At 56.8% G+C, this 24,704-nt stretch carries 17 protein-coding genes; 11 read left to right on the top strand and 6 right to left on the bottom strand.

All coding sequences use genetic code 11. The features are described 5' to 3' along the window. Positions 1 to 690 precede the first annotated feature (690 nt). Both H8B15_RS00505 and H8B15_RS00500 read left to right on the top strand, forming a co-directional pair. Positions 691 to 1,026, top strand: a complete 336-nt coding sequence (locus H8B15_RS00505; protein WP_187317703.1) for a YbaB/EbfC family nucleoid-associated protein — start codon at positions 691 to 693, stop codon at positions 1,024 to 1,026. Beyond that, a complete protein-coding gene (locus tag H8B15_RS00500; protein WP_216859030.1) occupies positions 1,016 to 2,107 on the top strand; it encodes a glycosyltransferase family 2 protein in 1,092 nt (363 codons plus the stop codon). The genes H8B15_RS00505 and H8B15_RS00500 overlap by 11 nt, the downstream gene beginning before the upstream one ends. A gap of 230 nt (positions 2,108 to 2,337) precedes the next feature. Here the strand turns inward: H8B15_RS00500 and H8B15_RS00495 are convergent, their stop codons facing one another. Then, positions 2,338 to 2,556, bottom strand: a complete 219-nt coding sequence (locus H8B15_RS00495; protein WP_185283241.1) for a PspC domain-containing protein — start codon at positions 2,554 to 2,556, stop codon at positions 2,338 to 2,340. A gap of 239 nt (positions 2,557 to 2,795) precedes the next feature. On the opposite strand from H8B15_RS00495, the gene H8B15_RS00490 reads away from it, so the two are divergent. The 4 genes from H8B15_RS00490 to H8B15_RS00475 all read left to right on the top strand — a co-directional run bounded on the left by H8B15_RS00490 (position 2,796) and on the right by H8B15_RS00475 (position 7,130). Then, complete coding sequence (locus H8B15_RS00490; protein ID WP_187317702.1) at positions 2,796 to 4,523, top strand: tetratricopeptide repeat protein; 1,728 nt, start codon at positions 2,796 to 2,798, stop codon at positions 4,521 to 4,523. Between the two features lie 14 nt (positions 4,524 to 4,537). Then, a complete protein-coding gene (locus tag H8B15_RS00485; RefSeq protein ID WP_187317701.1) occupies positions 4,538 to 4,966 on the top strand; it encodes a hypothetical protein in 429 nt (142 codons plus the stop codon). 344 nt (positions 4,967 to 5,310) lie between these two features. Next, on the top strand, positions 5,311 to 6,294 hold the full coding sequence (locus H8B15_RS00480; RefSeq protein WP_187317700.1) for a pyruvate dehydrogenase complex E1 component subunit beta: 984 nt from the start codon (positions 5,311 to 5,313) through the stop codon (positions 6,292 to 6,294). Between the two features lie 299 nt (positions 6,295 to 6,593). Further along, positions 6,594 to 7,130, top strand: coding sequence for a DinB family protein (locus tag H8B15_RS00475; RefSeq protein WP_187317699.1), 537 nt, complete (start codon positions 6,594 to 6,596; stop codon positions 7,128 to 7,130). A gap of 136 nt (positions 7,131 to 7,266) precedes the next feature. Here the strand turns inward: H8B15_RS00475 and H8B15_RS00470 are convergent, their stop codons facing one another. The 3 genes from H8B15_RS00470 to H8B15_RS00460 form a co-directional block, all read right to left on the bottom strand. Continuing rightward, a complete protein-coding gene (locus H8B15_RS00470; protein ID WP_246455258.1) occupies positions 7,267 to 7,716 on the bottom strand; it encodes an acyl-CoA thioesterase in 450 nt (149 codons plus the stop codon). 110 nt (positions 7,717 to 7,826) lie between these two features. Then, positions 7,827 to 9,164 carry a RagB/SusD family nutrient uptake outer membrane protein gene (locus H8B15_RS00465; protein ID WP_187317698.1) on the bottom strand — a complete coding sequence of 446 codons (1,338 nt, stop codon included), beginning with the start codon at positions 9,162 to 9,164 and terminating at the stop codon, positions 7,827 to 7,829. Between the two features lie 18 nt (positions 9,165 to 9,182). After that, entirely contained in the window at positions 9,183 to 12,245 is a 3,063-nt protein-coding gene (locus H8B15_RS00460; RefSeq protein ID WP_187317697.1) for a SusC/RagA family TonB-linked outer membrane protein, read from the bottom strand. A gap of 147 nt (positions 12,246 to 12,392) precedes the next feature. Here H8B15_RS00460 and H8B15_RS00455 point away from each other — a divergent pair, with 147 nt between their 5' ends. Beyond that, complete coding sequence (locus H8B15_RS00455; RefSeq protein ID WP_187317696.1) at positions 12,393 to 13,592, top strand: anhydro-N-acetylmuramic acid kinase; 1,200 nt, start codon at positions 12,393 to 12,395, stop codon at positions 13,590 to 13,592. A 219-nt stretch (positions 13,593 to 13,811) separates the two neighbouring features. Here the strand turns inward: H8B15_RS00455 and H8B15_RS00450 are convergent, their stop codons facing one another. Beyond that, entirely contained in the window at positions 13,812 to 14,546 is a 735-nt protein-coding gene (locus H8B15_RS00450) for a class I SAM-dependent methyltransferase (RefSeq protein WP_187317695.1), read from the bottom strand. 156 nt (positions 14,547 to 14,702) lie between these two features. On the opposite strand from H8B15_RS00450, the gene H8B15_RS00445 reads away from it, so the two are divergent. From H8B15_RS00445 to H8B15_RS21215, 4 genes are all read left to right on the top strand, one after another. Continuing rightward, a complete protein-coding gene (locus H8B15_RS00445) occupies positions 14,703 to 15,098 on the top strand; it encodes a hypothetical protein (RefSeq protein WP_187317694.1) in 396 nt (131 codons plus the stop codon). Positions 15,099 to 15,612: 514 nt separating this feature from the next. Next, positions 15,613 to 19,572 carry a T9SS type A sorting domain-containing protein gene (locus H8B15_RS00440; RefSeq protein WP_187317693.1) on the top strand — a complete coding sequence of 1,320 codons (3,960 nt, stop codon included), beginning with the start codon at positions 15,613 to 15,615 and terminating at the stop codon, positions 19,570 to 19,572. A gap of 136 nt (positions 19,573 to 19,708) precedes the next feature. Next, entirely contained in the window at positions 19,709 to 20,185 is a 477-nt protein-coding gene (locus tag H8B15_RS00435) for a nucleoside deaminase (protein ID WP_187317692.1), read from the top strand. A 291-nt stretch (positions 20,186 to 20,476) separates the two neighbouring features. Next, a complete protein-coding gene (locus H8B15_RS21215) occupies positions 20,477 to 23,257 on the top strand; it encodes a heparinase II/III domain-containing protein (protein WP_187317691.1) in 2,781 nt (926 codons plus the stop codon). 71 nt (positions 23,258 to 23,328) lie between these two features. Here the strand turns inward: H8B15_RS21215 and ffh are convergent, their stop codons facing one another. Then, positions 23,329 to 24,687, bottom strand: a complete 1,359-nt coding sequence (ffh, locus tag H8B15_RS00425; protein WP_187317690.1) for a signal recognition particle protein — start codon at positions 24,685 to 24,687, stop codon at positions 23,329 to 23,331. Positions 24,688 to 24,704: the final 17 nt, after the last annotated feature.

The following is a 24,704-nucleotide window of genomic DNA, read 5'->3' as shown; positions in this document are numbered from 1 at the left end:
TATTCAAGCATAACACTTGTAGGCGCCTGCAGATATACAAGAGGCATTGTCTACCCACAAACTACGCCAATACATTATCTTATTTTTCGATTTCCATCTATAGTACATCCGGGCAAATTATTGTCCCAATTTGGTTTATACTTCCTCACTAAGCTAGGTGTTCCTGAGCAGAATTACTGGCTGTTGATGAGCTAACTAGCCGAATATGATGGTTGATTTCGACCACATTATAACCGGTATATCTACTATAATTGGCCCCTCATATCATCGTTCGTTTTGTTGCTGGTGCTGTGCGCTACACGGGGTTCTTTTATGTCCTGAATTTACCACCAGCACACTTGGATTAAGAAGGCATTTGAGTTAAACACTGCACGGTGGGTGTAGAGCAGTATTTCAGCTAAAGTCTCGCCTGCATCCTATCCTCAAACGGCTTCTTACCGCTTGTATTGCGGCTTGCTACCTTACCCAAGCCCGAACAGGCCCTAGTGTGGCCTTTCAGCGCGGCGTACGATGTCCCGCTTCATTTCGCGTAAATTGCGCCCACTACTACTTTCCCGCTACTTTGGCGGCAACGAAACCGGAAGCTTTCGGCACGAGTACGGCTAGCACAGTGGCCATTCCTCGCCATTAGCTGCTACTTACTTCTTTTCAAAACCGCGTGTTCAACGAATACGCACAGATTTTAAGCATATGTTTGATATGATGGGCATGATGGGCAAAGTAAAAGAGCTGCAAGAGAAAATGCAGCAGGCCCAAAGTGAGTTGCAGTACCTAACCGCTACGGCTGAGTCGGGCGGGGGCTTGGTGAAGGCTACCGCCAACGGCCAGCGCCGCCTGCTGAAGCTGGAAATTGACGAGTCGCTGCTGACGCCGCAAGACCGCGACATGCTGGCTGACCTAGTGGTGGCAGCTGTGAACAAAGTGATGGAGGACGTAGGCGAACAAGCCAAGCAGGAGCTGAAAAGCAAAACGTCCGGCCTGCTGCCCAACCTACCCGGCCTCGACCTGGGCAACTTTGGCCTCTGATACCACCGCCACGCCCGGCCCGTGCGCCGACGTGGCCGTAGTCATTCTAAACTGGAACGGGCGCCGCTGGCTGGAGCAGTTCCTACCCACGGTGCTGGCCCACGCCGACGGTGCCACGGTGGTAGTAGCCGACAATGCCTCCACCGACGACTCGGTGGCCTTGGTAGCGTGCGATTTCCCACAGGTTCGACTTATCCAAAACGCTGACAACCTGGGGTTTTGCGAAGGATACAACCAAGCACTGGAGGTCCTGCGCACTACAGCAGCGTTTCGGTATTACGTACTGCTCAATTCTGATGTAGAAGTGACGGCCGGCTGGCTGCCGCCCCTGCGCACCTTGCTGGAGCAGCAGCCCAACGTGGCCGCCGTGCAGCCCAAAATCTTGCAGTACAGCACCGATACAGCGGAACGAGCACAGTTTGAGTACGCTGGCGCTGGTGGGGGCTACCTCGACCGCCTGGGCTACCCCTTCTGCCGGGGCCGGTTGTTCGACACGCTCGAAACCGACCGCGGCCAGTACAACGACGCGCGCCCGGTGGCATGGGCCACCGGCGCGTGCCTATTGGTGCGCGCCGCGGCCTGGCACGCTATGGATGGGCTGGATGCGGCCTACTTTGCTCATATGGAGGAGATAGACCTGTGTTGGCGCCTCTGGAACGCCGGGCACGAGGTGTGGTACCAGGGTAGCAGCACTGTTTTTCATGTGGGCGGCGGCACGCTGGCGAAGTCCAACCCGCACAAAACCTACCTTAATTTCCGCAATGGCTTAGCGCTGGTTTACAAAAACTCTCCTACCAGCGAGTTGCCAAGCGTGCTGGCCCAGCGGTTGCTGCTGGATTGGGTAGCCGCCCTACGCCTGCTCGCCCAAGGCCAAGTAGCCGATTGCCGGGCCGTATTGCGGGCACACTGGTATGTGGTGCGCCATGTGCGGCACTGGCAGCTGCGGCGACGCCAGTTTCCGCCCCGCCTGCGCATTGCCGAGCGCCCCGGCGTGTACCGGGGCAGCTTGGTTTGGGCCTATTTTGCTAAAGGCAAACGCGTATTTCCGGCGCTAAACAGGAAACTATTTAAGAAGATGTAATGGTAGTATCCGCTGCTCAACGAGTTATCAAACCGTTATGCCGAGCTCGTTGAGGCAGCTCGCGGGCCAGCCCTACCCCCATCTGACCTGATTAAAGGCGGCAAGCTAACGTTCCAAATGGCCGATACGCCCGCGCCGGCCGACGCACCCCTTTCGAGTGAAAATAAAGAAAGCCCGCAAAACGGATTTTACGGACCTTTCAGTACTGATGCCGAATGGATGTTGCCTACCTACAAATCCCACACCGTGTAGCGCTGGCGGCGCATGGCCTGGCGCACGTTCATCCAGAACGCCAGCACAAAATACAGCACGATGGGCGAGCCAAACGTGAAAAAGGATGCATAGACAAACGACAGGCGCACGCTGCTGCGGGAGAAGCCCAAGCGGTTTCCCAACGCATTGCAAACGCCGAAGCTTTGCTTTTCGATGAAATCCGTAATTCGCCTCATGGTTTCTCGTTCGTAGAAGTGAATACTACTCTAGCAGAAATTCAAAATAACACTAATTCAATCAGGTAACAAGCTCAACGACGCAAATCGGGCGAAAACGCAGCCTTCGGGGAAAGTTTTGCGTTTGTTGACCGACCTTTCGTCCGCATTATCCTCCCTGTATGAGAAATTCGCTGCGCCTTGTACCTGCCTTGCTGACCGTAGCCGTCTGTGTGCTACCGGGTTGTACGTTGCCCCGGATGCTAAAGGTTGCACAAGGCGGGCAGCAAGTGCGCGTGGCGCCCAGTGTACTGGAAAGCAACGGCGAAAATGTATTGTTTGAAGTGACGGCTAAAGTGCCCGCTCAGCACTTGCACAAAGGCGCTGCCTACCAATTGCAATTCTCCTACCGCTACGACAATGGCCTGTACCAGGACACGGTAGGCACGTTGCGCTTTATTTCGGGCGAGTACGTGTACGACGACTCAGTGAAAAACCAATTGGTCATTCGGCGGCAGCTGTCGTTTCCATACGCGGCGCGCAAGTCGCCGGGCGAGCTGGTGGTGCAGCCGGTGGCGCGGGAGCTGAAGCCAGACGGCAAGCAGCTGCCGGGCAAACCCTTTGTGGCGGCCCGCGGCATCGTAACAACCGACCGCCTGGTGGTGCGTGAGGACACGGCCATTGCCCTGCTACCCGAATCGGTGAGCAACAACATGAGTGGTACGCGGGTACTGCCGTTTTTCTTTGATGCGGGGCAGGCCAAAATCCGCAACTACCTGGGCACCAACGTAGCGGCGCTGGAAGATTTCATCGAGGCCAACCAGCACACCGAGAAAGTGATGATTGCGGCCGGTCACTCGCCCGACTCGCTCGACCGCCACGACCCGCGCCTCGCCGATAAGCGCGTGCGCGTGCTGCTGGACTACTATAAACACCACGTCGACACGGATTCCTACCTTAACTCCGTCAAGAATATCGACTTTGAGACCCAGGCCTACCACCGCCGCTGGGACCTGTTTCTGACGAAGGTGCAAAGCTCGGCCCTCAAGCCGGCGCAAATCGATTCGGTGGTGCAGCTCATCAACGACACGCCCGGCACCTACGCTCAGAAAGAGCAGAGCCTGCACCAGCTCAGCTACTTCGACTATATCGAGCAATATATCTATCCCGTGATGCGCTTCGGCACGGTGGCCGTGAAGTACACTGCCCCCAAGCGCTACGATTCGGAAATCTACTTGCTTTCCAAGAAGATAGTGGAAAAGCAGACCGAGCTAGATGCCCTCACGCCCGAGGAGCTACGCTACTCGGCCCAACTCACGCCCCTGTTAGCTGAAAAGCAGCGCATCTATGAAACCTCGGCCGCGGCTACCGGCAGCTGGCAATCCTACCACAACCTGGCGGTAGTGCTACTGCAACGCGCCGAGAAAGAGCCCACCGACAAAGTGCGGCGGGCCTACCTGCGCCGGGCGGCTGTCAATTTCACGCTGGCGGCACACCGCAACCCCACGGCCCAACAGTTTTTCTACGTGGCCACCGCCTACCACCGCGCCAACGACCGGCTGGAAGCCCTCCAGAACTACGATTACGCCATCAAGCTGGGCGGCCCGCGGCCGTTGCTGGAAAAGGTATTCGCCGATAAAGCCGCCCTGGAAATCGAAATCGGCCAGCTCAGCGACGCCTACGCCAGCCTGGGCTACTCCGGCACATCATATCAAAATACCATGAATCGGGCCCTTATTTACCTCTTGAAAGGCAATTACCCCGGCGCCGCTGGCATCTATCAGCAAGCTCAGGAAATGCGCCCCCAAGACCCACTGGTGCACTATTGCCTGGCCGTGGTAGCCGCCCGCCAGCACAACGAAGCGGCCGTGGGCAATCTGCTCCGCCAGGCCGTACAGCTCGACCGCAAGTACGCCAACCGCGCCGTGGAAGACCTGGAATTTGCGGAAGTGGCGAAGTCGAAGGCGTTTTTGGAGGCCGTGCGGTAAATCAATATATAATTATGAAGCTTCTAAACTTTACTATTAATAGCCTTATTACATTGAAATGGTCTGATGGTGGATATGCCGATTTACATAATGATTTTGTATTCAATCAATTAATCTACGAGCCGCAAATTGCTAGCGTAACTTTACATTGGACGAAATCGACAGAAGAATGGGCAAAACGAGTTCAGATTGCTTCGCTTAAGATTGTCTTCACCAACGTTAACTTTTTGTGCGTGAAGGAACGTGATGCATCTTACCCATTGTCGGATGATGAATGCCTTTCTGAAATTGGTTGGTCTCTACCAGATGAAAAGGACAATTTCGACAACTTCTACCTTGATCAAGACGCGCAATTCACCTACGATTTGATTATTTGCTTCCAGAGCGAATGGGCTGTAAAACTCAATGCCGATACTGCTCAATTATTTATTGATACGTTATAAGCTCTTTACCCGCACTCGCTCGGCTGTGCCGAGTGAGCCCTACGCTTGAGGGGCTTTGCCCCGAATCCGAATGCGCCGCTTGAACGAACCATACGTCGGGCAGACGCGCGCAGCAGAGCTGCTGGGGCGTAATGCTCACTCGGCACAGCCGAGCGAGGGCGAAGTGCGGCAGTAAACGCTAAACGCAACAACGATTCGTACGGGTGCGAAAACGTCCTTCGCACTGTTCAGGCAGACAAACGGGTAGGCGCGAATCCGATTTGCCCAACCCGGCTACTCGTCGTAGCTTTACGGGCCGGATATTGCCGGTTTTTCTGTTTTCTGATTGTTGTCATTTACTGTCTATGCGGACTATTCAATTCCGGGAAGCCCTGCGCGAAGCCATGTCGGAGGAAATGCGGCGCGATGAGCGCGTGTTTCTGATGGGCGAAGAAGTTGCCGAATACAACGGCGCCTATAAAGTAAGCCAGGGGATGCTCGACGAGTTCGGCCCGGAGCGCGTGATTGATACGCCGATTGCCGAGCTGGGCTTTGCCGGCATCGGGGTAGGCGCGGCGGCCAACGGCCTGCTGCCCATCATCGAGTTCATGACCTTCAACTTCTCACTGGTTGCCATTGACCAGGTGATTAACTCGGCCGCCAAGATTTACTCGATGTCGGGCGGTCAGTACTCCTGCCCCATCGTGTTCCGTGGGCCTACGGGTAGCGCCGGTATGTTGTCGTCGCAGCACTCGCAAAACTTCGAGAACTGGTTTGCCAACACGCCCGGCCTGAAAGTAGTAGTGCCTTCGGACCCTTACGACGCGAAAGGCCTGCTGAAATCGGCCATCCGCGACCCCAACCCCGTGATTTTCATGGAGTCGGAGCAGATGTACGGCGACAAAGGCGAAGTACCGGAGGAAGAGTACCTGCTGCCCATCGGCAAAGCCGCCGTGAAGCGCGAAGGCAAAGACGTGACGCTGGTGAGCTTCGGCAAGATGATGAAAGTAGCTTTCGGGGCTGCCGAGGAGCTGGCCAAAGACGGCGTAGACGTGGAAGTAATCGACCTGCGCTCGGTTCGTCCTATCGACTACGATACCATCATCGAATCGGTGAAGAAAACGCACCGCCTCGTGATTGTGGAAGAAGCTTGGCCCTTGGCTAGCATCAGCGCCGACATCGCCTTCATGATTCAGCGCCGCGCCTTCGACCACCTCGATGCCCCCGTGGAGCGTATCACCTGCGCCGACGTGCCCCTGCCCTACGCCCCTACCCTCATTGAGGCCTCGCTGCCGAACGTGTCGCGGGCTATCAAGGCCATCAAATCGGTGATGTACGCGGAGAAATAAAGTTGTGAAATTGTGAGGGGTGAAGTTGTGAAGTAAACACAGCTGTCATCCTGAGCTTGCGAAGGACCTTATCACGGCTGAACAAATGTGTTTGGCTGTGGTAAGGTCCTTTTGCGTTGACTATTCTCGAGCGCATCAACAACAGAACGTCATGCTGAGCGCAGCTGAGCGGAGTCGAAGCATCTCGGCGTGCTGACTAAAGATACTATCTGCCATCAGCACGCAAGATGCTTCGACTCCGCTCTGCTGCGCTCAGCATGACGTTCTTTTTCATTTCTTTGTCTTTATACCCTACCCCCATGAACTACCGCCTGAGTATCCGCCTGGAGCAACTGGAACGTGCCACGGAACGCCTGATCCAGTCGGCGGAGGCGCTGGGCGAGCGGGCGCACCAGTCGCCGGGGCCGGGGCGGTGGTCGGCGGCGCAGGTGGTGCAGCACCTGCTGGTGTCAGAAACGGGCATCAATCAATATTTGGAGAAGAAAATTCAGGAAGCAGAGGGGTTGCGGCACGCGGGGGTAGGGCACTTTCTGCGTAGCCGGTTGCTGCGCGTGCTGCTACGGCTGCCCTTCCTGCGTTTCAAGACGCCGGCCTACCTCGCCGCCAGAACGCCCGAAACGGCCCCGTCCCTACCCGAGCTGCGTCAGCAATGGGGTAGCGTACGGCGCCATCTGGAGCAAATCCTAAATGAATATCCCGAGCCCTTGATGCGCCGCGCCATCTTCAAGCACCCGCGCTCCGGCATGCTCACCATGGCTCAGACACTAGACTTTATGGTCGACCATGTGCTGCATCATCAAAAGCAGATAGAGCGAATTGGGAAGGTGGTGAAGTAGAGGCAGTAACTGAAGTCATCCTGAGCTTGCGAAGGACCTTTTCACGTGTGAACGATAGGCGTCACAACGACTCGTTCTACGGGCATAAGGTCCTTCGCAAGCTCAGGATGACACACGTTTTTTTAAGTACTCCTTACTACTTCGCCTCTTTCACAATATCCTGATAACTCTCGTGACGGGCGGCGCTGGCCATGGCAGCGGCCAGCTCGGCCGGTGGCACGGTGAGCTTGCGGCGCTGCAAATCCAGCCACGCACCATCTACAGTGACGGTGGCGGCTACTACCCCATCGGGCTTGCGAATGGTGTGAATGATGCGCCACCGCGAGCCGTCGGCGTTCAGTCCCGCCACTTCCGACGATACCGTGATGGACTCGCCCAGGCGTACTTCGCGCAGAAAACGCGTGTCTTCCCGAAACAGAATTGGCCCGAGTTGGTGCTCAGCAAAATACTGCATCGTGAAGCCCGCTTCGGATAAATATTCCAAGCGGGTATGGGCGGCGTAGTCGGTGTAGGCGGAGTGGCGCATGTGGCCGTTGGGGTCCATATCGGCCCACAGGGCAGTGTAGTTTTTTTCGTAGGCGGGCATACAGAAAATTAGCTGATTGTTGCGGGATAGAACGCGGGAGCCTTCCGGTTGTTCAAAAAACAGCCCCACTGGAAGGCCAGCGGGGCTGCATAATGCAACGCGTTCCTACCCTAAATAGCCGGGTCGGCGGGCACGTTGGGGTTGGTGAGGCGCTCCTGTTGCGGGTAGGGGTAGAAATTGCGGGTGCGCTCTACCAGCGAAGCCGGCGGCGCAGGCCGGCCCAAGCGGCGACTATCGGGTAGGCGCAAGCCGGTCATGAACAGCTCGGCGGCCCGCTGCCGGTAGATTTCCGTGAGCAGCGCATCGGCCGTGACGGCGCCGGCGTAGGCGGGTAGGCTCGCCCCTACCCCAAACGCGTCGGCGCTGGGGGCCTGGGTGCGCACGGCATTAATGAGCGTCACGGCCTGGGCCAAGTCACCGTTCTGACGTACAATGGCTTCGGCCTGAATCAGGCGCATCTCGTCGGGCAAGTACACCGGAATGGAAGTGGTCTGCGCGGCGAAGAAGCCCGCTACGGAGCGCAGTGTATCACGGCCTAACACAGGGTCTGATACTACATCTGTGGGATTGGTGAGGTAGAAGCTCAGGCGTGCATCGCGACGGTTCACCAGCGTGGTGGGTAGGCCGAAAAGATTGCGTGGCCGGAAGTTTCTACCAATTATAATGCTTTGATAAATCGGATTAGGATTTTGCACGTTGTAAATGAAGGCCGAGCGGCTGGAGAGGTTTACTGCCGCCGCGGCCGAGGCAGCGGCGGCGTAGTTGCCGGCGGCCAGATTGTAGCGCGCCAAGTGCGCGTTGATGGTGTTGGTCAGGTCCAGCGTACCGGCCGTTACTTTGGTCGTAAATTCCGCTGAGGGCGCGGTGGCGGTAATCAACTGCCGGGCTTCGGTGAGCAGGCGGATGGCTTCAGCCAGTAATTCCGCCCGTGGTACAAAGGTGGCCTGCCCGGTACGGTCGGAGCTGCTTGGGGCTTGCTCGAAGTATTGCGCCAGCGTACCCAAGGCAATGGCCTTGAACAGGTTGGCGTGGGCCAGCACGGCGTCGCGGGTGGCGGGGTCGGTGCTGAGCACGGTGGGCGCGTTGGCTTGCAGGTCCTCCGCCATCGACATCACCCGGTAGAGCTGCGACCAAAGGTTGCTCACGTAACTGTTGAAGTTAGGGAGGGCAGCCGTGCCGGCTTCAATTTCCAGCACACTAGTAAAAGTAGCCACCCCGCGCAGCTCGCGGGCGGTGGCGCCCGGTCCCAGAATCACGGAGCCTAGTGTGTTGTTGGCGTAGTACTGGCGCATGCCCACGCTCAGGGCCAGCAGGCCGTCGCGGGTGGTGAGCACCACGGCATCGGAGGCACTGTTGGGGTTTGGAATATTCAGGTCGCAGCCGGGTGCTGTGAGCAGCAGCAGACTGCCGGCCGCTAGCGTGGCCAAACGGGTTATGTATCGTTTCATCGAGAAGAAAGTCAGCAGTTAGAAGGTAGCACTCAGACCCAGGCGCACGGTGCGCGGAATGGGCACCTCCACGAAATCGAAGCCCCGCACCACGGTGCTTTGGCCGGCGGCGTTTACCTCGGGGTCGTAGCCGCTGTAGTTGGTGAACACAAACAGGTTGCGGCCCGCTACGGTAGCCCGGATATTCTTCAGCCCCAGAAACTTCGGTGCAAACAGGTAGCTCACCGAGGCCTCGCGCACTTTCACAAAAGAGCCGTCCTCAATCCAGTTCTCGAAGATGCTGAACAGCGCCGCGCTGGTGCCTTTGGGCACCTCGCCACGCAGCTCGGGCTCGTAGCCAGCCAGACCGCCGTACAGGTCCCGGTCGCCTACCCGCCGCGTGAAATTGAACACGTCGAAGCCCTGCACGGCGTCCAGCTGCACCCGGAAGGAGAGCTTCTCGTTCACCGTCACCTCATTGATCAGCGAAGCCAGGTACTTGGGATTGGGGTTGCCAATCACCTTGCTTAGCACGGAGCCCGTGGGCTGCCCGGCGGCGTTGCGCTGGGGCACGCCGTTGGTACCCAGCTCGCGTTGGGGTAGGCCGGCGGCGTTCAGCAGCAGAGAGCCATCGGGGTTGCGGGCGAAGTAGGTGCTGTAGAACACGCCCACGGGCTGGCCGTTCACTGCCGCTACCTGGCCGAAGCCGCCCGCAAAAGGCAGCACGCCGTTGCCCTCAATGCCGTTCACCTCGTTGCGGTTGTGGGTGAAGGTGCCAGTGATGTTCCAGAGCACTTTGCTGGTTTGCACGGGCACGGCGCGCACCAGCAGCTCCACGCCGCGGTTGTCCATGGTACCCACGTTCTCGTTGCGGTTGAGGTAGCCGGTGGTAGGCGACAAGGTGCGGTTGAGTAGCAGGTCGGTCACATGCTTGTCGAAATACGTGAACTCGATGCCTATCCGGTTGTTAAGCAGGCCAATATCAGTGCCTACCTCAAACTCGCGCTGGCGCTCCGGTATCAGGCCCGAGTTACCCAGCACCGAGCCGGGGTACAGGCCCTGCTGGCCGTTCAGGCTCACAGGTTGATAGATCGTAAATTGGTCGTAAGCGCCCAGGGCAGTCAGGTTGCCAGCCTGGCCCCAGGAGCTGCGCAGCTTCACCTGGGGGATGATTTCGGCCAGGCGGCTGTCTTTCCAGAATTTTTCCTCCGATAGCAGGTAGGAGCCGCTGGCCTTCAGGTAGCGCTGCCAGTTGCGGTCCTGGTTGATGTTGTCGTAAAATGGCGAGGCGGCGTCGTAGCGGATGGCGCCGGTGAGGTACAGGCGCTGGCCCAGGCCCAGGGTTTGCTGCAAAAAGTACCCCTCAATGCGGCGCTCGGCCCGGAAATCGTTGGCCAGGTAGGTACCGTTGGTAGAGGTTTCGGCCCCGATAACCAGCTGCTGAGCCGCAATGCTGGTGAGCAAGGTGCGGTCGAACTGCCAGGTGCCGCCCAGCGAAGTCGTTGACTCCAGCCAGTCGTTGAACGTGTGACGGTAGCCGAATGTCAGGTCGTTGTTGTATTGTAGCACCGTTTGGTCGCCGCGGCGGGCGTAGCCGCCCGTGTAGGTAGGCGTGGTGTTGCCTGGCGGAATGTAGGCCGTACCAATCTGCGTGTAGGTATCAAAGCCGAACACGTTGTCTACCGTAAAGCCCTCAAACGGCGTGAGATTCAACTGAATATCACCCACCACGCGCGAGGTGCGCTGCTGAAACTTGAAGCGGTTGATAGCCTCCAGCGGGTTGGTACGCGTCACAATACTGGTAGGCGTGGTGCTGGGGTAGACGCCCGTGGCCTCGTTGGGCGCGGGGTTGATGAAGTTGTTGCTGAAAATAAAGCCCGTAAGGGCGCCGTAGGCCTCGTTGATGCCGCCGTTGGGCACCTCGTTGCTGGTGCTGAGCGTGTAGCTGGCCCCGCCCGATACGCTGGCCCAGTTAGTAAGCGTCTGCTGCAAGCGCAGGCGGCCGGTGTTGCGGTTGAAGTCGGTGGCGTCGATGATGCCCTGGTTTTTGAAGTAGGAGCCCGACAGCAGATACTTGGTACTCTGGCTGCCGCCCGACACCGAGGCGTAGTTTTCGGTGCCCACGGCTGTCCGGAAAATCTGGTCCTGGTAGTCGTAGCGCTCTGCGGGCACCTGCGTCAGGTCGGAGGCCGTGGTGTTGGTAAAGCGGAACGGATACTTGTTGTAGTCCAGTGTTTTCCGCACTTTCGACACGATAAACTCGCTGGAAACCGTGACGGAAGGCTTGCCTTCCTTGCCGCGCTTCGTGAAAATCTGCACCACGCCGTTGGCCGCGCGCGAGCCATAGATGGCCGCCGCCGCCGCGCCCTTAATCACCTCGATGCGCTCAATGTCGTTGGGGTCGATGTCAGCGAGGCGGTTTTGGGCGTAGCCGCCCAGGTCCAGCAACTGGGGCGAGTCGTTGTTGATAATCACACCATCCACCAGATACAGCGGCTCCGAGGAGCCCAGAATAGTGCTGGTGCCGCGCAAGCGCACCGAAATACCCCCGGCCGGATTACCCGAGTTCTGCGAAATCTGCGCGCCGGCCACTTTGCCCTGTAAGGCCTGGTCGATTTGGGTAGGGGCGCCGGCCGTCAGCTCGCGCCCGCCTACCGTGCTAATAGCGTTGCCGAGCTGCTGCTTGCTGGTGGCCACGGAAGTACCCGTCACTACCACTTCTTTCAGGCCAATCAGGTCCTGCCGCAGCTGCACGTTGGCCGTCACGGTCGGCTCGGCGCCCAGCGTAATGGTTTGGGTGCTGTTGGCATAGCCTACCGAGCTGACGACCAACTGATACGTGCCTGGCGCCACGGCGGCGCGCAAATCGTAATTCCCTTCGGCATTGGTAGCGCCGCCTAACACCGTGCCCGTGAGGCGCACTGTGGCGCCGGGCACACCTTGGCTGTTGGCAATATCCGTGACGGTGCCCCGAATGGTGTAAGTTGTATTTTGCGCCCAAGCGGGCACACTGCTCAGCAATAGCACCAGCAGCCACCAACCGGCGGCCCCGCGGGGCCGCCTACCCAGGCGCTTAGAAAAGGATGCGTAGAGTTCACTCATGCACTACAAAAAGTTAGGGTGAAAGAAAGACCAACCGGCTGCGTGTGCCTGCGGAGTAGGCAGTACACATTGCCAGTCAATTGCTCAATGTAAGCGGTTTTGTCTTTTCTTGTAGCGCTTTCTCAGTATCAGCTTCTTCCTTTTTCTATGAACCCCAACCTGCTTCACCTCGTCCGGATTGCGCAACAGCCCGTGCGCCGCATCATTGGTCTGATGTCGGGCACTTCGCTCGATGGGCTGGATGTGGCCTTGTGCCGGTGCGAGGGAAGCGGCTTGCATACGCGGGTACAGGTAGAGCATTTTCACACCGTGCCCTACCCCGAAGCAGTCAAAAACCAAATCCGGCAGGTGTTTGCCAGGGCCGAAATCAGCTTCGAGCAGCTGTGCCTGCTGCACCCCTGGATTGGCCACCTGCACGCCGACATGGTGCTGGACTGCCTGCGCCAGTGGCAGGTAGCGCCCACCGACGTCGACTGCATTGCCAGCCACGGCCAGACGGTGTACCACGCCCCCCACCACCAGCACGGCCGCCCCGATTTTCCCAACGCTACCCTCCAGCTCGGCGACGGCGACCATGTGGCCATCCGCACGGGCATCCTCACCCTCAGCGACTTTCGGCAAAAGCACTTGGCGGCCGGTGGCGAGGGCGCACCCCTGGCCGTGTACGGCGACTATCTGTTGTTCTCAAAGGCCGACGAGGACCGCATACTGCTGAACATGGGCGGCATTGCTAACTTCACCTACCTACCCGGCTCTCTGCAATTAGCCGGTATCTTCTCCACTGATGTTGGCCCTGGCAATACCCTGCTCGACGCTTTCACGCAGCACCACTTCCCCCCCCTCAGCTACGATGCCGACGGCGCGCTTGCCGCCCAGGGGCAGGTGCACGAAGCGTTGTTGGCCGCCCTCCTCGACCATCCGTTTTTTCAGGCTGAGTTTCCGAAGACTACTGGCCCCGAGCTATTTAACAAGGAGTACGTGCGGCAGGCGCAGCAGCGTAGCCACTGCCCTACCCTCGCGCCACACGATTTGCTGGCTACCCTCACGCAGTTTAGCGCTGAGGGGATTGTACGGGCAGTAGAAAGATGTTTCCCTACCCCCAACCTCACGGTATATGCCAGCGGCGGCGGCATGCACAATCCCGTGCTGATGCGTTCCCTACGCCAGCGCCTCCCGCACTGCCGCTTCACCACCACCAACGAGCTGGGCATCCTCCCCGATGCCAAAGAAGCCGTGCTCTTCGCTGTACTGGCCAACGAAGCCCTGGCCGGCACACCCGAAACCTTCCAGGGCGGCCAGCCCGGCAACCCCGCCGTGAGCATGGGCAAGATTTCCTTTGCGCGGTGAGTGGTGAGATGGTGAAGTGGTGAGATGGTGAAGTGGTGAGTAGTGAGTAGTGAGTAGTGAGTAGTGAGTAAAGAATACGGGTGTCATCCTGAGCTTGCGAAGGACCTTTTCACATGTGAACGACTAACGTTTTTACGACTCGTTCTGCAGGCATAAGGTCCTTCGCAAGCTCAGGATGACAGACGCTTTCTTATAGTCACTACTTCACCATTTCACCATTTACAACAAGGTGAGGCGCACGAGGTATTGGTCCTGCTCGTCGTGGTCCAGGAACTCGACGGTGTAGCCGGCGGCTTCGGCGTAGTCTTGCAGGATGCTGGCATCGGCAAAGAGCCAATGGAAAGGTGCGCCGGTTTCTTCTTTGTAGCTCATGCGGTACTCTACTTCACCGTAATAAGGGCCATTGAGGTTGAGGACAAGGGCGCCTTCTTCGTCTTCGTAGAGGTAGGCAATGTCGGCGGAAGTAGCTAGGATCTGGCCGCCGGGCGCCAGCAGGCCGCGGGCGTGCACCAAAAATTTCTCGAGCCCGTCGAGGGTTCCCACCAGCCCCAGGCCGTTCATCAGCATTAGAATGGTATCGTAGGGCTGGTCGTCGCGCAGGATGGGGTCGAACAGGTCGTGGCAGGCCACTTGCTGCACGCCGCGCTGCTGCATCACCTGCACCGCGCCCGGCGAGGCGTCTAGCGCTTTCACTGTGTAGCCGCGCTGTTGCAGTTCTAGGGCGTGGCAGCCGGCGCCAGCGCCTACGTCTAGCACCCTACCTTGGCAGACCTCTAGGGCTGTGCGCTCCAGCTCGGGCATTTCCCAAAGCGTACGAAACAAGTAACTAGCTGGCAGGGGCTCGTCTTCGGCCACGTTGCTGTGCACTGTAAGCGTAGCCGATAGGTGGCCGTGGTGAAAGTCGAGCAGGGCGTGGCCCAGGGGGTCGTGGGCAACAGAGGGAGAAGAAGACATATGAGCTGGCAAAAGACCGAAGAACTACTTCCGTTTGGGGATGCAAGTTACGCTGCATTGTGTGAGTGCACACTTCATTTGCGGGTTGCTGTATCCTTCGCTGGGTGCGCTGCGTTTGTAGGAAGTACACTCACTCCTACCTTATCCCCTTCGGCCATGGCCAGCAACCTCGACTACCTGAACCCCGATCTGCTACCCCTCGAAGAAAAACTGAACGCCTACCTCGAAGCCGAGCAGGAATATCGCCGGGCCGCTACGCAGGCAACTAATCTGCCCGTTGACCACGCTGCCACCTCATCAAACGCCGACGGCGACTTTGCACAGCGCCCCGCCACTGGTAGCTTCGACCAGGCTACCGACGAGGTAACGCAGCAATTAGACAACATGCGCGCGGATTTGGACGCGCTGCGCCACCAGATTATCGAGTTGCTGCCCGTGCGCGACGAGTTCATGAAAGTAAACCTTGGCTACGGTCCTAGCCGGGTAGGTGCCTTTCGCCTACCCAACGCCCCGGCCGACGCACCGGAATATGAGTTGCGCATTGTGCATTAAGTAGAACGGCCGTTTCCTACCCTACCTGCTTCAACAAGCAAAAGCCCCGCTGCTCCTGTGTCACCTACAGAAGCAGCGGGGCTTTTCTATTGTCTAAAGAGTAACTCCTACCTCGGAGAGCTACCCAATTGAGCATAAAAAAAGCGGAACCAACGGCTCCGCTCTTTCCCACAACCAAAACACCTAAAAACTATTCTTTCGTGTTGGCTATATCAAATCGCGGGCCAACTATTTTCATCCATCTTCTTCTAACGGTATTATTCAAATGAAATTTTCTATCTAATTAATAAAATCACACCCACTTGCAAATAATTAGCGCTTTGCGGATTAGGTAGTACTATTTTTGAAGAGGTTGTGGTGAAAATAGAGCTCTTGACACGGGTTTATTTTTCTTCTTATAATAATACTACAAAGCACTCCAAATTCCTTTCCACTTCACCTTTTCCAGACGCATATGAAAGCACTTTTATCTAGTAGGTACCGATGCTATAGTACCTTCGTTAGGTATGTAGCAGTGGCTTTGTTTGTAGCGGGATACAGCAGGCCAGCCGCAGCGCAGTTTCCACGCCAAGTTAGCTTTAGTACTAGTTCTGCTTCTGGCTTTAGAGTAGGCGGTAGTGCCACGCTTACCAGCACCAACGCTAATGGTACCGATGGCGTCTTACGCCTCACCAGTAACGTAGCCGACCAAGCTGGCTTTGCCATTGACGACTCCAAATTTCCGGCACCATCTGGCTTTAGTATTTCTTTTGAGTTCTTCTCATATGGCGGAACAGGTGCCGATGGTTTCTCAGTTTTCTTAATTGACGCCGACAAAACCACTGCTGCGGCATTTACTAGTGGCGCTTCCGGTGGCTCGCTCGGCTATGCTCAAAAAAGTATTGCCCCCGTCAGTAAAGGGGTACCAAATGGCTACATTGGTATTGGCCTTGATGAGTTTGGCAACTTCTCGAACCCCACAGAAGGGCGCGTAGGCGGCCCAGGGTCTGTGCAGGACGCCGTTGTTATTCGAGGCTCTGGCTTAGGGCAGGATGCCGCCAGTACCACGGACTATCCCTATTTAGCTGGTAGTGGTCGGTTGCCCTACAGCTTGGATGTAAACACAACCACACGCGTCACGGATCCTAACGACGCTAATTACCGTCGGGCTTATATCGATGTGGTACCGCAGAGCGACGGCACGTACAAAATTAAAGTACGTATCCAGCACGGGTTAATTGTTGAGACTGCCATTAACAATATAACCGTACCAGTACCACCTGCTAATCTGCGTATTGGCTTTGCAGGCTCTACGGGGGGAAGCACCAACTTTCACGAGATTCGGAACCTGAGCATTTTGCAAGCTCCGATTGCCAACGATGACCGTGTAGCAACTAAATATGGTCAGCCGATTACGTTTAGTGCCATAGCCAACGACGCTTTCTTCTCCTATAGCAATTACAATCCAGGTGGCGTTGATTTAAATCCTTCCGTAGCAGGTATTCAAAATACGTATACGGTAAATGGACAAGGCACCTTTACGGTTACCAACGACGGGCAGGTTACGTTCACGCCTGTTAGCACGTTCTCTGGTATAGTGACAATTCCTTATACGGTGCAGGATGGAGCAGGCGCTAGCGCTACTCCTGCGTACTCGTCGAACCCGGCTAACATCACGGTTGTTGTAACAGGTGCTGATGTGGCCACAACGATTAGTGGGCCCTCTTCTGTGAACCCAGGGTCTACTACTTCTTATGCCGTAACGGCTACAAACAATGGGCAAGAGGCCGCTATTGATCTGATTCCTACGCTAACGTTACCAGCCAACGTTACCTACGTTTCGGGGGGTTCTTATAACGCCACTACTCGAGTGGTTTCGTTTCCTCAAACTACACTCAACTCCGGCGAGTCGGTGACGAACAACGTGGTGGTGACTATGCCCACTACTACTGGTAACCAGACGTTCACTTCTAATTACACATATCCAACCGGCGCTGCTATTCCCGATGCAGTATCAACTAATAACAGCTCAACCCTGACGGTTGCCACGACAGGCGCGGGCAATGTGGCGGGCGTGTGCTCCGTACCAGGCAAAGATGGCCCAGCCACGCTCACATCCACTACTGTTCCGAATACCTACTACGCCGGCTCCGGCACTGCTACGGCTGGCAATAAATTCTTGACTGTCAGCACTACTCCTACGGGAAGCGCCACTCCTATTACTGCCGGAGATCTACTGCTCATCCTACAAACACAGGGTGCTCAGATGACCACAGCAAACGACGCTACGTTCGGTGACGTTAATAATATTACGGCAGGCACCTACGAATACGCTGTAGCAGCTAGTGAAGTTAATGCGACTACTGGCCAGTTAGACCTAGCCGGTGCTTTGCAGAATACCTATACGACTAGTACCACAACAACCAATAGTCAGACTACTGCCTACCAAACGTTCCAGGTTATTCGCATCCCGCAGTATTCAGCCCTGACCATATCGGGCACCGTAACGGGGGCGGTTTGGAACGGTAACACAGGCGGCGTATTAGCGCTGGAAGTAGCAGGCGCAACTAACTTTACCAATTCTGGCTCTCTGAATATGGATGGTAAAGGGTTCCGTGGTGGAGCAGCCAGAACGAGTACCAGCAACGGGTCTGCTACCGTATACCGATCTACAGGCAATGGCTATGGCACTAAGGGTGAAAGCATTGCAGGCCTTCCCGTTGCTACATATGATGGTTCTGCTTCAAACCCTGCAAATCCAAGCTATAATATTTTTGCTGTTGGCAGTAACTCTTTTGGTAAAGCAGCCAATGGTGGTGGCGGCGGTGTCCGGGTTAATAGCAACCATAGTGGTGGTGGCGGCGGCTCTAACGGCGGCGCTGGTGGAGCAGGACAATCTTACGCAGTGAGTGGAATCACCTACCCAGGAGGTATTGCTGGGGTAATTAATGGTGCATCCACTAGCCGCTTGTATCTGGGTGGCGGCGGCGGCAGTGGCACTACTACCTCAACAACATCTATTTTGCCCTCAAGTGGCCAAGTTGGCGGTGGTATCATTCTCCTACGCACTGGCGTAGTAAGCAACGCTGGTAACATATCAGCTAATGGTTTCAATGCCGCTAATACGAGTGGCACTAATACTAGTGCTGGTGGTGGTGGTGCTGGGGGCACTGTGGTAGTACGCGGCAATGCTACACTGAACCAATTGACCATTACCGCTACAGGTGGAAATGGTGGTGCCGCTACCAACACCACCACCAATGCTACCAATATACTGGGCTACGGCGGCGGCGGCGGCGGCGGGGTTATCCTCAGTAATGCGGCCGTTGGCACTAGCTCATCGGTAGCTGGAGGGGCATATAACGGTGGCAACACTGGTACTGGCGCTGCCGGTATTACCAACACTTCCACTGCCTTAGGTACTGATTGCATGCCTAGCCTCAGGGTAGCACTGAGCACGACCACTCCCCAAGTAAACCGTTCGGCTGCGATGCAGGCAGCGTATGTGCTGGTGGTTTCCAACACGGGGGGCGGCGTAACGGGTGCTTCGGTCACGGCAACAATGAATTCCTTATTCACCTATACCAACACCGCCGGTACCACGAAAGCAGAACTGGTCCTGGCTGATGGTACCACTCTACCTGTTGCAAATTCAGATTACAGCGTCAATACAACTACTGCTAACAGCCCGGTATTTTCTGGCCTAAACATTCCTTCGGGGGCTTCCTTGCGCATCTCCTTCCTGGCAGCTGTTGCATCCTCTGCCGTGAATGGCACTGCGTATCAAGCTAGTGGGAACACGACGTATCTTGACCCTACACGTACGACAGCCAGTCGTACCGTTGGTCCGGGTAGCGCTATGGCTACCGGTGCAAATGCGCCTGGTAGCAACTATGCCTCCGCAAGTAGCACGCGGGAGGACGTCACTATCACGCAGCCCCTACCTGTGGAGCTAAAGCAGTTCAATGTGGCTGCTGTCCGCCAGGATGCACAACTGACGTGGAGCACGGCTTCGGAAAAGAACAACGACCGGTTTGAGGTAGAGCGCTCCTTAGACGGGGAGGTATTTGAGCGTATCGGCACGGTAAAAGGAGCCGGCTACAGCACGCAGGTAAAAACTTACCACTACTTCGATGCAAACGCTGCGCGCCTGAGTGCCGGGCACCCATTGTACTACCGTCTGCGCCAAGTGGATACGGATGGTACCGATGCTTACAGCCCCGTACGGGCCATCCAGTTTGCAGCGGCGCTGGAAACCACCGTTAGCGTATATCCCAACCCTACCCACACGCAGGCCACCCTGGAGCTTACCAGCCTACCAGCTGGCAACTACCAGGTACGAATTCTGGATATGACGGGCCGCGTGTTGCGCGAGCAGACCCTAGCGGGTAAACAGCTGCACCAACTCTCCGTGGCTGACCTGCCAATGGGCACTTACCTAGTGCAGGTGCGCGGAGCCAACACCAGCCTAACGCTGCCGTTGTTGCGGAACTAGTCTACCCTGTTAACCAGTTGAAAAGCGGTCTGGCACCTTGCCGGACCGCTTTTTTTGTGCATTTTGGCCCGCTTCTGCCCCTTTTAAGGGTAGGGGCCCCGTTTTTCTGCTCCTGTTTTCCTGATTTCGTATCCAGATGGATTCTCCCCAACCTGAGTTCATGCGCGAAGCCATTCGCCTTTCTATTGAAAAAATGCAGGCCGGCCACGGCGGCCCGTTTGGTGCCGTGGTGGTGAAAGATGGGCAAATTATTGCCCGCGGCTTCAACCAAGTGACTAGCACCAACGACCCTACCTGCCACGCCGAGGTAGATGCCATCCGAAAAGCCTGCACAGCGCTGGGAACGCACCAACTAGATGGGTGCGACCTGTATACCTCCTGCGAGCCGTGCCCCATGTGCCTGGGCGCTATCTACTGGGCCCGCCCTCAACGTGTTTTTTATGGCAATACCAAGCAAGATGCTGCTGCGGTGGGTTTCGACGACCATTTCATCTACGATGAAATAGAGAAACCTCTCCCCGAACGCAGTATCCCAATGGAGCAGATACTACCCGACGAGGCGATAGAAGGCTTTCGGGCGTGGCAGCGGCATGAGAGCCGCACAGCGTATTAGCTTCAATTGAGTATGTGTCCAGATGCAGAATATGCTAAATCATATTTTACATCTGGACATAATTCGTGTTTAAACTTGATATAATACTATATACATAAGCTTTATGGCTTTCTAATTGATACACCATGGTCTGTACGTTCTATCTACCAGACCAGCTTGAAAACTCATTTACTTTATCTTTTCCTGTTATGCTTTGCGTGCCCAGCCGTGGCGCAACAAGGCAGTTGGATACCAGCCAACGCAGACTCTTCTTACCCACGCACGCTGTTGAAAGCGGCCGAACTACCTGCCGTGCAAACGTCTTTAGGTACTTCGGCAAACTACATTCTGTACAGCGGGCTGTTCAATAGCATCAACACCGTAGCACCTACGGATACGACCAGCACCAATGGCCGGCGCGACCGGGCTACGTTTGCTAAAAACACAGCGTTTGTGCTGCTAGTAGACCGGCGCCCAACCTCCCCCGGCCAGCTAGCACCGCTCACAGCCAACGAACGCGCTGCACTGCTTACCAACGCCTCTACCCTGCTGGCTACCCTCAACTTTCAGGTATCGGCGTGGCCCTCGTACAACGACTGGCAGTGGCGCTCCAAAGAACTGATAGACTACCTGATAGCGTATGATTTGCTGCGCGGGGCCGGAGTTTCGGAACAGGAACTGGCTACAGCTCGGGCCAAGCTGCAGAAGTTTGCCGGCAACCTGCAAACGCAATCTGTGGCGTCGTTTTTTGGGGTAAGATTCTATACTACCGTCAAGAACAACCACACGCTGATGACGGCGGCGGCCCTGGGCATGGCAGCCGTCGTGCTCAACGACGCGACTAGTGCCAATACCAACCAGCAACCCGCTACCTGGATTGCCACCGGCCTATACAACATCGACAATGTGCTGTGGCAGGATGCGCAACGCCAGTCGGACCCGGCGGCGGTGGCAGGCTACGCCGAGGGGCCATATTACTTCAAGTACGCGTTTCTGAACTGCCTACCTTTCTTCCGGGCGATGGGGCATTTTTTGCCGGCCGGCTCCCTACCCTACACCTTCAACGGCACCACGCGCACCATCCCTAACCCCTACTACGACCCGCGCTATGACCGCCTCTACCAATGGATATCGGCTATCCTGATGCCTGATGGTCGCTTTCCGGCCCTGGAAGACTCCTACGTGGACATGGGCATGCCCGAGCTGGCACTGACCGGCAACCCGGCCTATGTGCGCCCGCTGCACCTGAGCAAACTGGCTCCTAATCAGTTGAATTCCCTGACGGCGCAGCTCCGCGACGTGACCGTAGACATGCGCGCCGCCTACCTCGCCGCCAACGTGGCTCCTACCCCTGCCCCATCTACTACCCTCACAGCCTTGCCGCAAAGCGGCAACCTCGTTTTCCGGTCAGGATCCGATTCGCTGGCCTCCTACCTGCACTTGTATGGCAAAAGCCAGCAGGCGCGCACCACCTCTGGTGGCCACCGCCACGCCGATGCAGGCAGCTTTGTACTGCACGCCTACGGCCAACTGCTGGCGCTGGATGCTGGCTACCTCAGCTTCGACCGCCGCAACGAGGTGAAGGACGCCACCAGCCACAATATGGTGCTGGTAGATGGCGCCGGGCCAGCCTCGGATGCGACCAGCGCCGTGGGCACCGTGCAACGCACCTTTCAAACCGAAAATCTAAGCTACGGCGAAGTGCAGTCGGCGTATGCAGGCACAACAGTTACGCGCAAAACGCTGTTTGTGCGTAATAGCTACTATTTGCTAGCCGATTTTGTGCAGTCCGCTACACCCCATGCGTATACCTGGCAGTTGCACGGCTATGGCCTGGAAAACGGCACTGCCACCACGGGCACCTTTCAAAATAACCTGGCGGCCCATGAAGGCACGTGGCTTAAAAACGGCGTGCAGCTGCTGGCCCACGTAACGGCTACGGCTGGCGCCACTGGCTACACCACCGCTACCAGCACCCACGAAGTCACCTACAACACGCCCGAGAACCACACCACCCTGCTCGTGCGCAAAGAAGGCAGCGCCCAAACGCAGTTTCTGGCGGCGCTGTATCCCTACACCGATCAGCCTACCCTCAACCCCGGCACTACCAGCACATCTACCACAGCCGCCCTGGCGCTGGCTTCTGATTTTCAGGACGTGGTTTTTGCGCAGGCCGACACAGTGCTGACGCAAGACGAAAGCGACCTACTACCCCAGGCCGTCAGTGCCGATGGTTTGCTGACGTTTTATTCGTTGGATAAAGCCAACCAGTTTGCCCAACTCTTTCTTCAGCAGGGTACTACTATCCGCTACGGTTCCGCAACCGTGCTAGCGTCGTCGCGGCGGGCCGATATCAGCTGGCAACGCCTGAGCACCAACCAGTATGGCGGCTATGTGAGCCGCGCTACTACTCTTACGCTACCGATGTCTACCGCCCCTCAAGTGGTAACGGGCACCGGCGTAGCAGAATATCAGTATGATGCAGCCGCGCAGCAGCTCCGCGTTACGTTAACAGAAGCTACCGATTTCCGGGTAGCGGCCACGCCCGGCACGCCACTACCCGTGGTGCTGACCAGCTTCGGGGCGCAACGCCAGGAGGCAGGCGTGCAGCTGCACTGGCAAACCGCCACCGAAAGTCAGAACCGAGGCTTCGCTGTCCAACGTTCTTCCGACGGCGTTGTGTTTACTACCCTGGCGTCTGTAGCCGGAGCCGGCACTAGCAACACCGCGCACCACTATGCCTACCACGATGCCACCGCGCCCCAACCCCTAACGTACTACCGCTTGCAACAGCAGGACCAGGACGGCACCGTTAACTACTCGCCCACAGTGGCTGTAGTGGCTTATCTTACCACTCTAACTGTAGCTCCCGTACCCGCACAAGATTTTCTGACGGTAACCTACCCCGATTCACCTGCCGAAATTCACCTTTCCTTATTCGACCAACAAGGACGCCAGGTCTTGCAAACCAACTTCCGGCGGCAAACGCAGCTCAGCGTAGCAGCACTACCCAATGGCCTCTATATCCTGCGTGCTACGGATGCCAATGGGCAGCCGGTAGGTAGGGCCCAACGAGTGCTTGTTGCACACTAATATTTCATTAAAGCATAACGGCCCGCATCTAGTAGATGCGGGCCGTTATGCTTTAATGAAAGTAGAGGTAGTTAGAATTTACCGCCGCCTTTGCCCATACCGCCCATCATACGGGCCATTTGGGCCATGCCGCCTTTGGTTTGGCTCATTTTGTTCATGGTGCGCATCATTTTGCGCATATCCTCAAACTGCTTCATCAGGTTGTTTACCTGCTGAATATCAGTGCCGCTACCCTTGGCCAGGCGGCGGCGGCGCGAACCATTCAACAACTCGGGCTGGGCGCGCTCCTTGGGCGTCATGCTCTTGATGATGGCTTCAATCGGCTTGAATGCGTCATCATCAATATCCACGTCCTTGATGGCTTTGCTCATGCCGGGAATCATACCTACCAAGTCCTTTAGGTTACCCATCTTCTTGATCTGCTCCAACTGAGACAGGAAGTCGTCGAAGTTGAACTGGTTTTTGCGGATTTTCTGGTTGATGCGCTTGGCCTCGTCCTCGTCGAACTGCTGTTGGGCACGTTCTACCAGCGAAATCACGTCGCCCATGCCCAGAATACGCTGGGCCATGCGGTCGGGGTAAAACAGGTCGAGCGCCTCCATCTTCTCACCCGTCGAGATGAACTTGATGGGCTTCTCCACCACGGCCCGAATCGAGAGGGCCGCGCCACCGCGCGAGTCACCGTCGAGCTTGGTGAGCACCACGCCGTCGAAGTTCAGGCGGTCGTTGAAGGTTTTGGCGGTGTTCACGGCGTCCTGGCCAGTCATGGAGTCCACCACGAACAGGGTTTCAGAGGGGTTGATGGCCCGCTTCACCTGCTCAATCTCGCGCATCATCTGCTCGTCCACGGCCAAGCGGCCGGCGGTGTCGATGATGACCACCTTCTTATTGTTCTGCTTGGCGTAGGCAATGGCATTCTGCGAAATCTCAACAGGGTTCTTGTTTTCCACTTCGCTATATACCTCCACTCCAATCTGCTCGCCCAGCACCTTCAGCTGGTCGATGGCAGCGGGGCGGTACACGTCGCAGGCCACCAGCAGCACGTTGCGGTTCTGCTTTTTGATGTGGTTGGCCAGCTTGCCGGCAAACGTTGTTTTGCCCGAACCTTGCAAACCTGATAGCAGCACCACAGCCGGCTCGCCTTTAATCACGATGTCCTGCTTCTCGCCACCCATCAGCTCGGTTAGCTCGTCGTAGACAATCTTGGTCATCAGCTGGCCCGGCGACACGCTGATGAGCACATCGCGGCCCATGGCCTCGTCCTTGATTTTGTCGGTTACTTCCTTGGCTACCTTGTAGTTCACGTCGGCATCCACCAGGGCACGGCGGATTTCCTTCACGGTAGAAGCAACGTTGATTTCCGTGATGCTACCCTGGCCTTTCAGGGTCTTAAACGCACGGTCGAGTTTGGTGGAGAGATTATCGAACATCGGTTGATGTAGTGTTT

The sequence above is a fragment of the Hymenobacter citatus genome (genome assembly GCF_014333615.1).
GTDB lineage: Bacteria > Bacteroidota > Bacteroidia > Cytophagales > Hymenobacteraceae > Hymenobacter > Hymenobacter citatus.
The sequence above is the reverse complement of the archived record's forward strand: the minus strand, read 5'-3'. Positions and strand labels throughout refer to the sequence as shown.

Coding starts and splice junctions, on each gene's coding strand:
- H8B15_RS00465 (WP_187317698.1), bottom strand. CDS start 9,164: ATGAAACGATACATAACCCGTTTGGCCACGCTAGCGGCCGGCAGTCTG.
- H8B15_RS00505 (WP_187317703.1), top strand. CDS start 691: ATGTTTGATATGATGGGCATGATGGGCAAAGTAAAAGAGCTGCAAGAG.
- H8B15_RS00435 (WP_187317692.1), top strand. CDS start 19,709: ATGGATTCTCCCCAACCTGAGTTCATGCGCGAAGCCATTCGCCTTTCT.
- H8B15_RS00495 (WP_185283241.1), bottom strand. CDS start 2,556: ATGAGGCGAATTACGGATTTCATCGAAAAGCAAAGCTTCGGCGTTTGC.
- ffh (WP_187317690.1), bottom strand. CDS start 24,687: ATGTTCGATAATCTCTCCACCAAACTCGACCGTGCGTTTAAGACCCTG.
- H8B15_RS00475 (WP_187317699.1), top strand. CDS start 6,594: ATGAACTACCGCCTGAGTATCCGCCTGGAGCAACTGGAACGTGCCACG.
- H8B15_RS00470 (WP_246455258.1), bottom strand. CDS start 7,716: ATGCCCGCCTACGAAAAAAACTACACTGCCCTGTGGGCCGATATGGAC.
- H8B15_RS00485 (WP_187317701.1), top strand. CDS start 4,538: ATGAAGCTTCTAAACTTTACTATTAATAGCCTTATTACATTGAAATGG.
- H8B15_RS00460 (WP_187317697.1), bottom strand. CDS start 12,245: ATGAGTGAACTCTACGCATCCTTTTCTAAGCGCCTGGGTAGGCGGCCC.
- H8B15_RS00455 (WP_187317696.1), top strand. CDS start 12,393: ATGAACCCCAACCTGCTTCACCTCGTCCGGATTGCGCAACAGCCCGTG.
- H8B15_RS00480 (WP_187317700.1), top strand. CDS start 5,311: ATGCGGACTATTCAATTCCGGGAAGCCCTGCGCGAAGCCATGTCGGAG.
- H8B15_RS00490 (WP_187317702.1), top strand. CDS start 2,796: ATGCTAAAGGTTGCACAAGGCGGGCAGCAAGTGCGCGTGGCGCCCAGT.
- H8B15_RS00450 (WP_187317695.1), bottom strand. CDS start 14,546: ATGTCTTCTTCTCCCTCTGTTGCCCACGACCCCCTGGGCCACGCCCTG.
- H8B15_RS00445 (WP_187317694.1), top strand. CDS start 14,703: ATGGCCAGCAACCTCGACTACCTGAACCCCGATCTGCTACCCCTCGAA.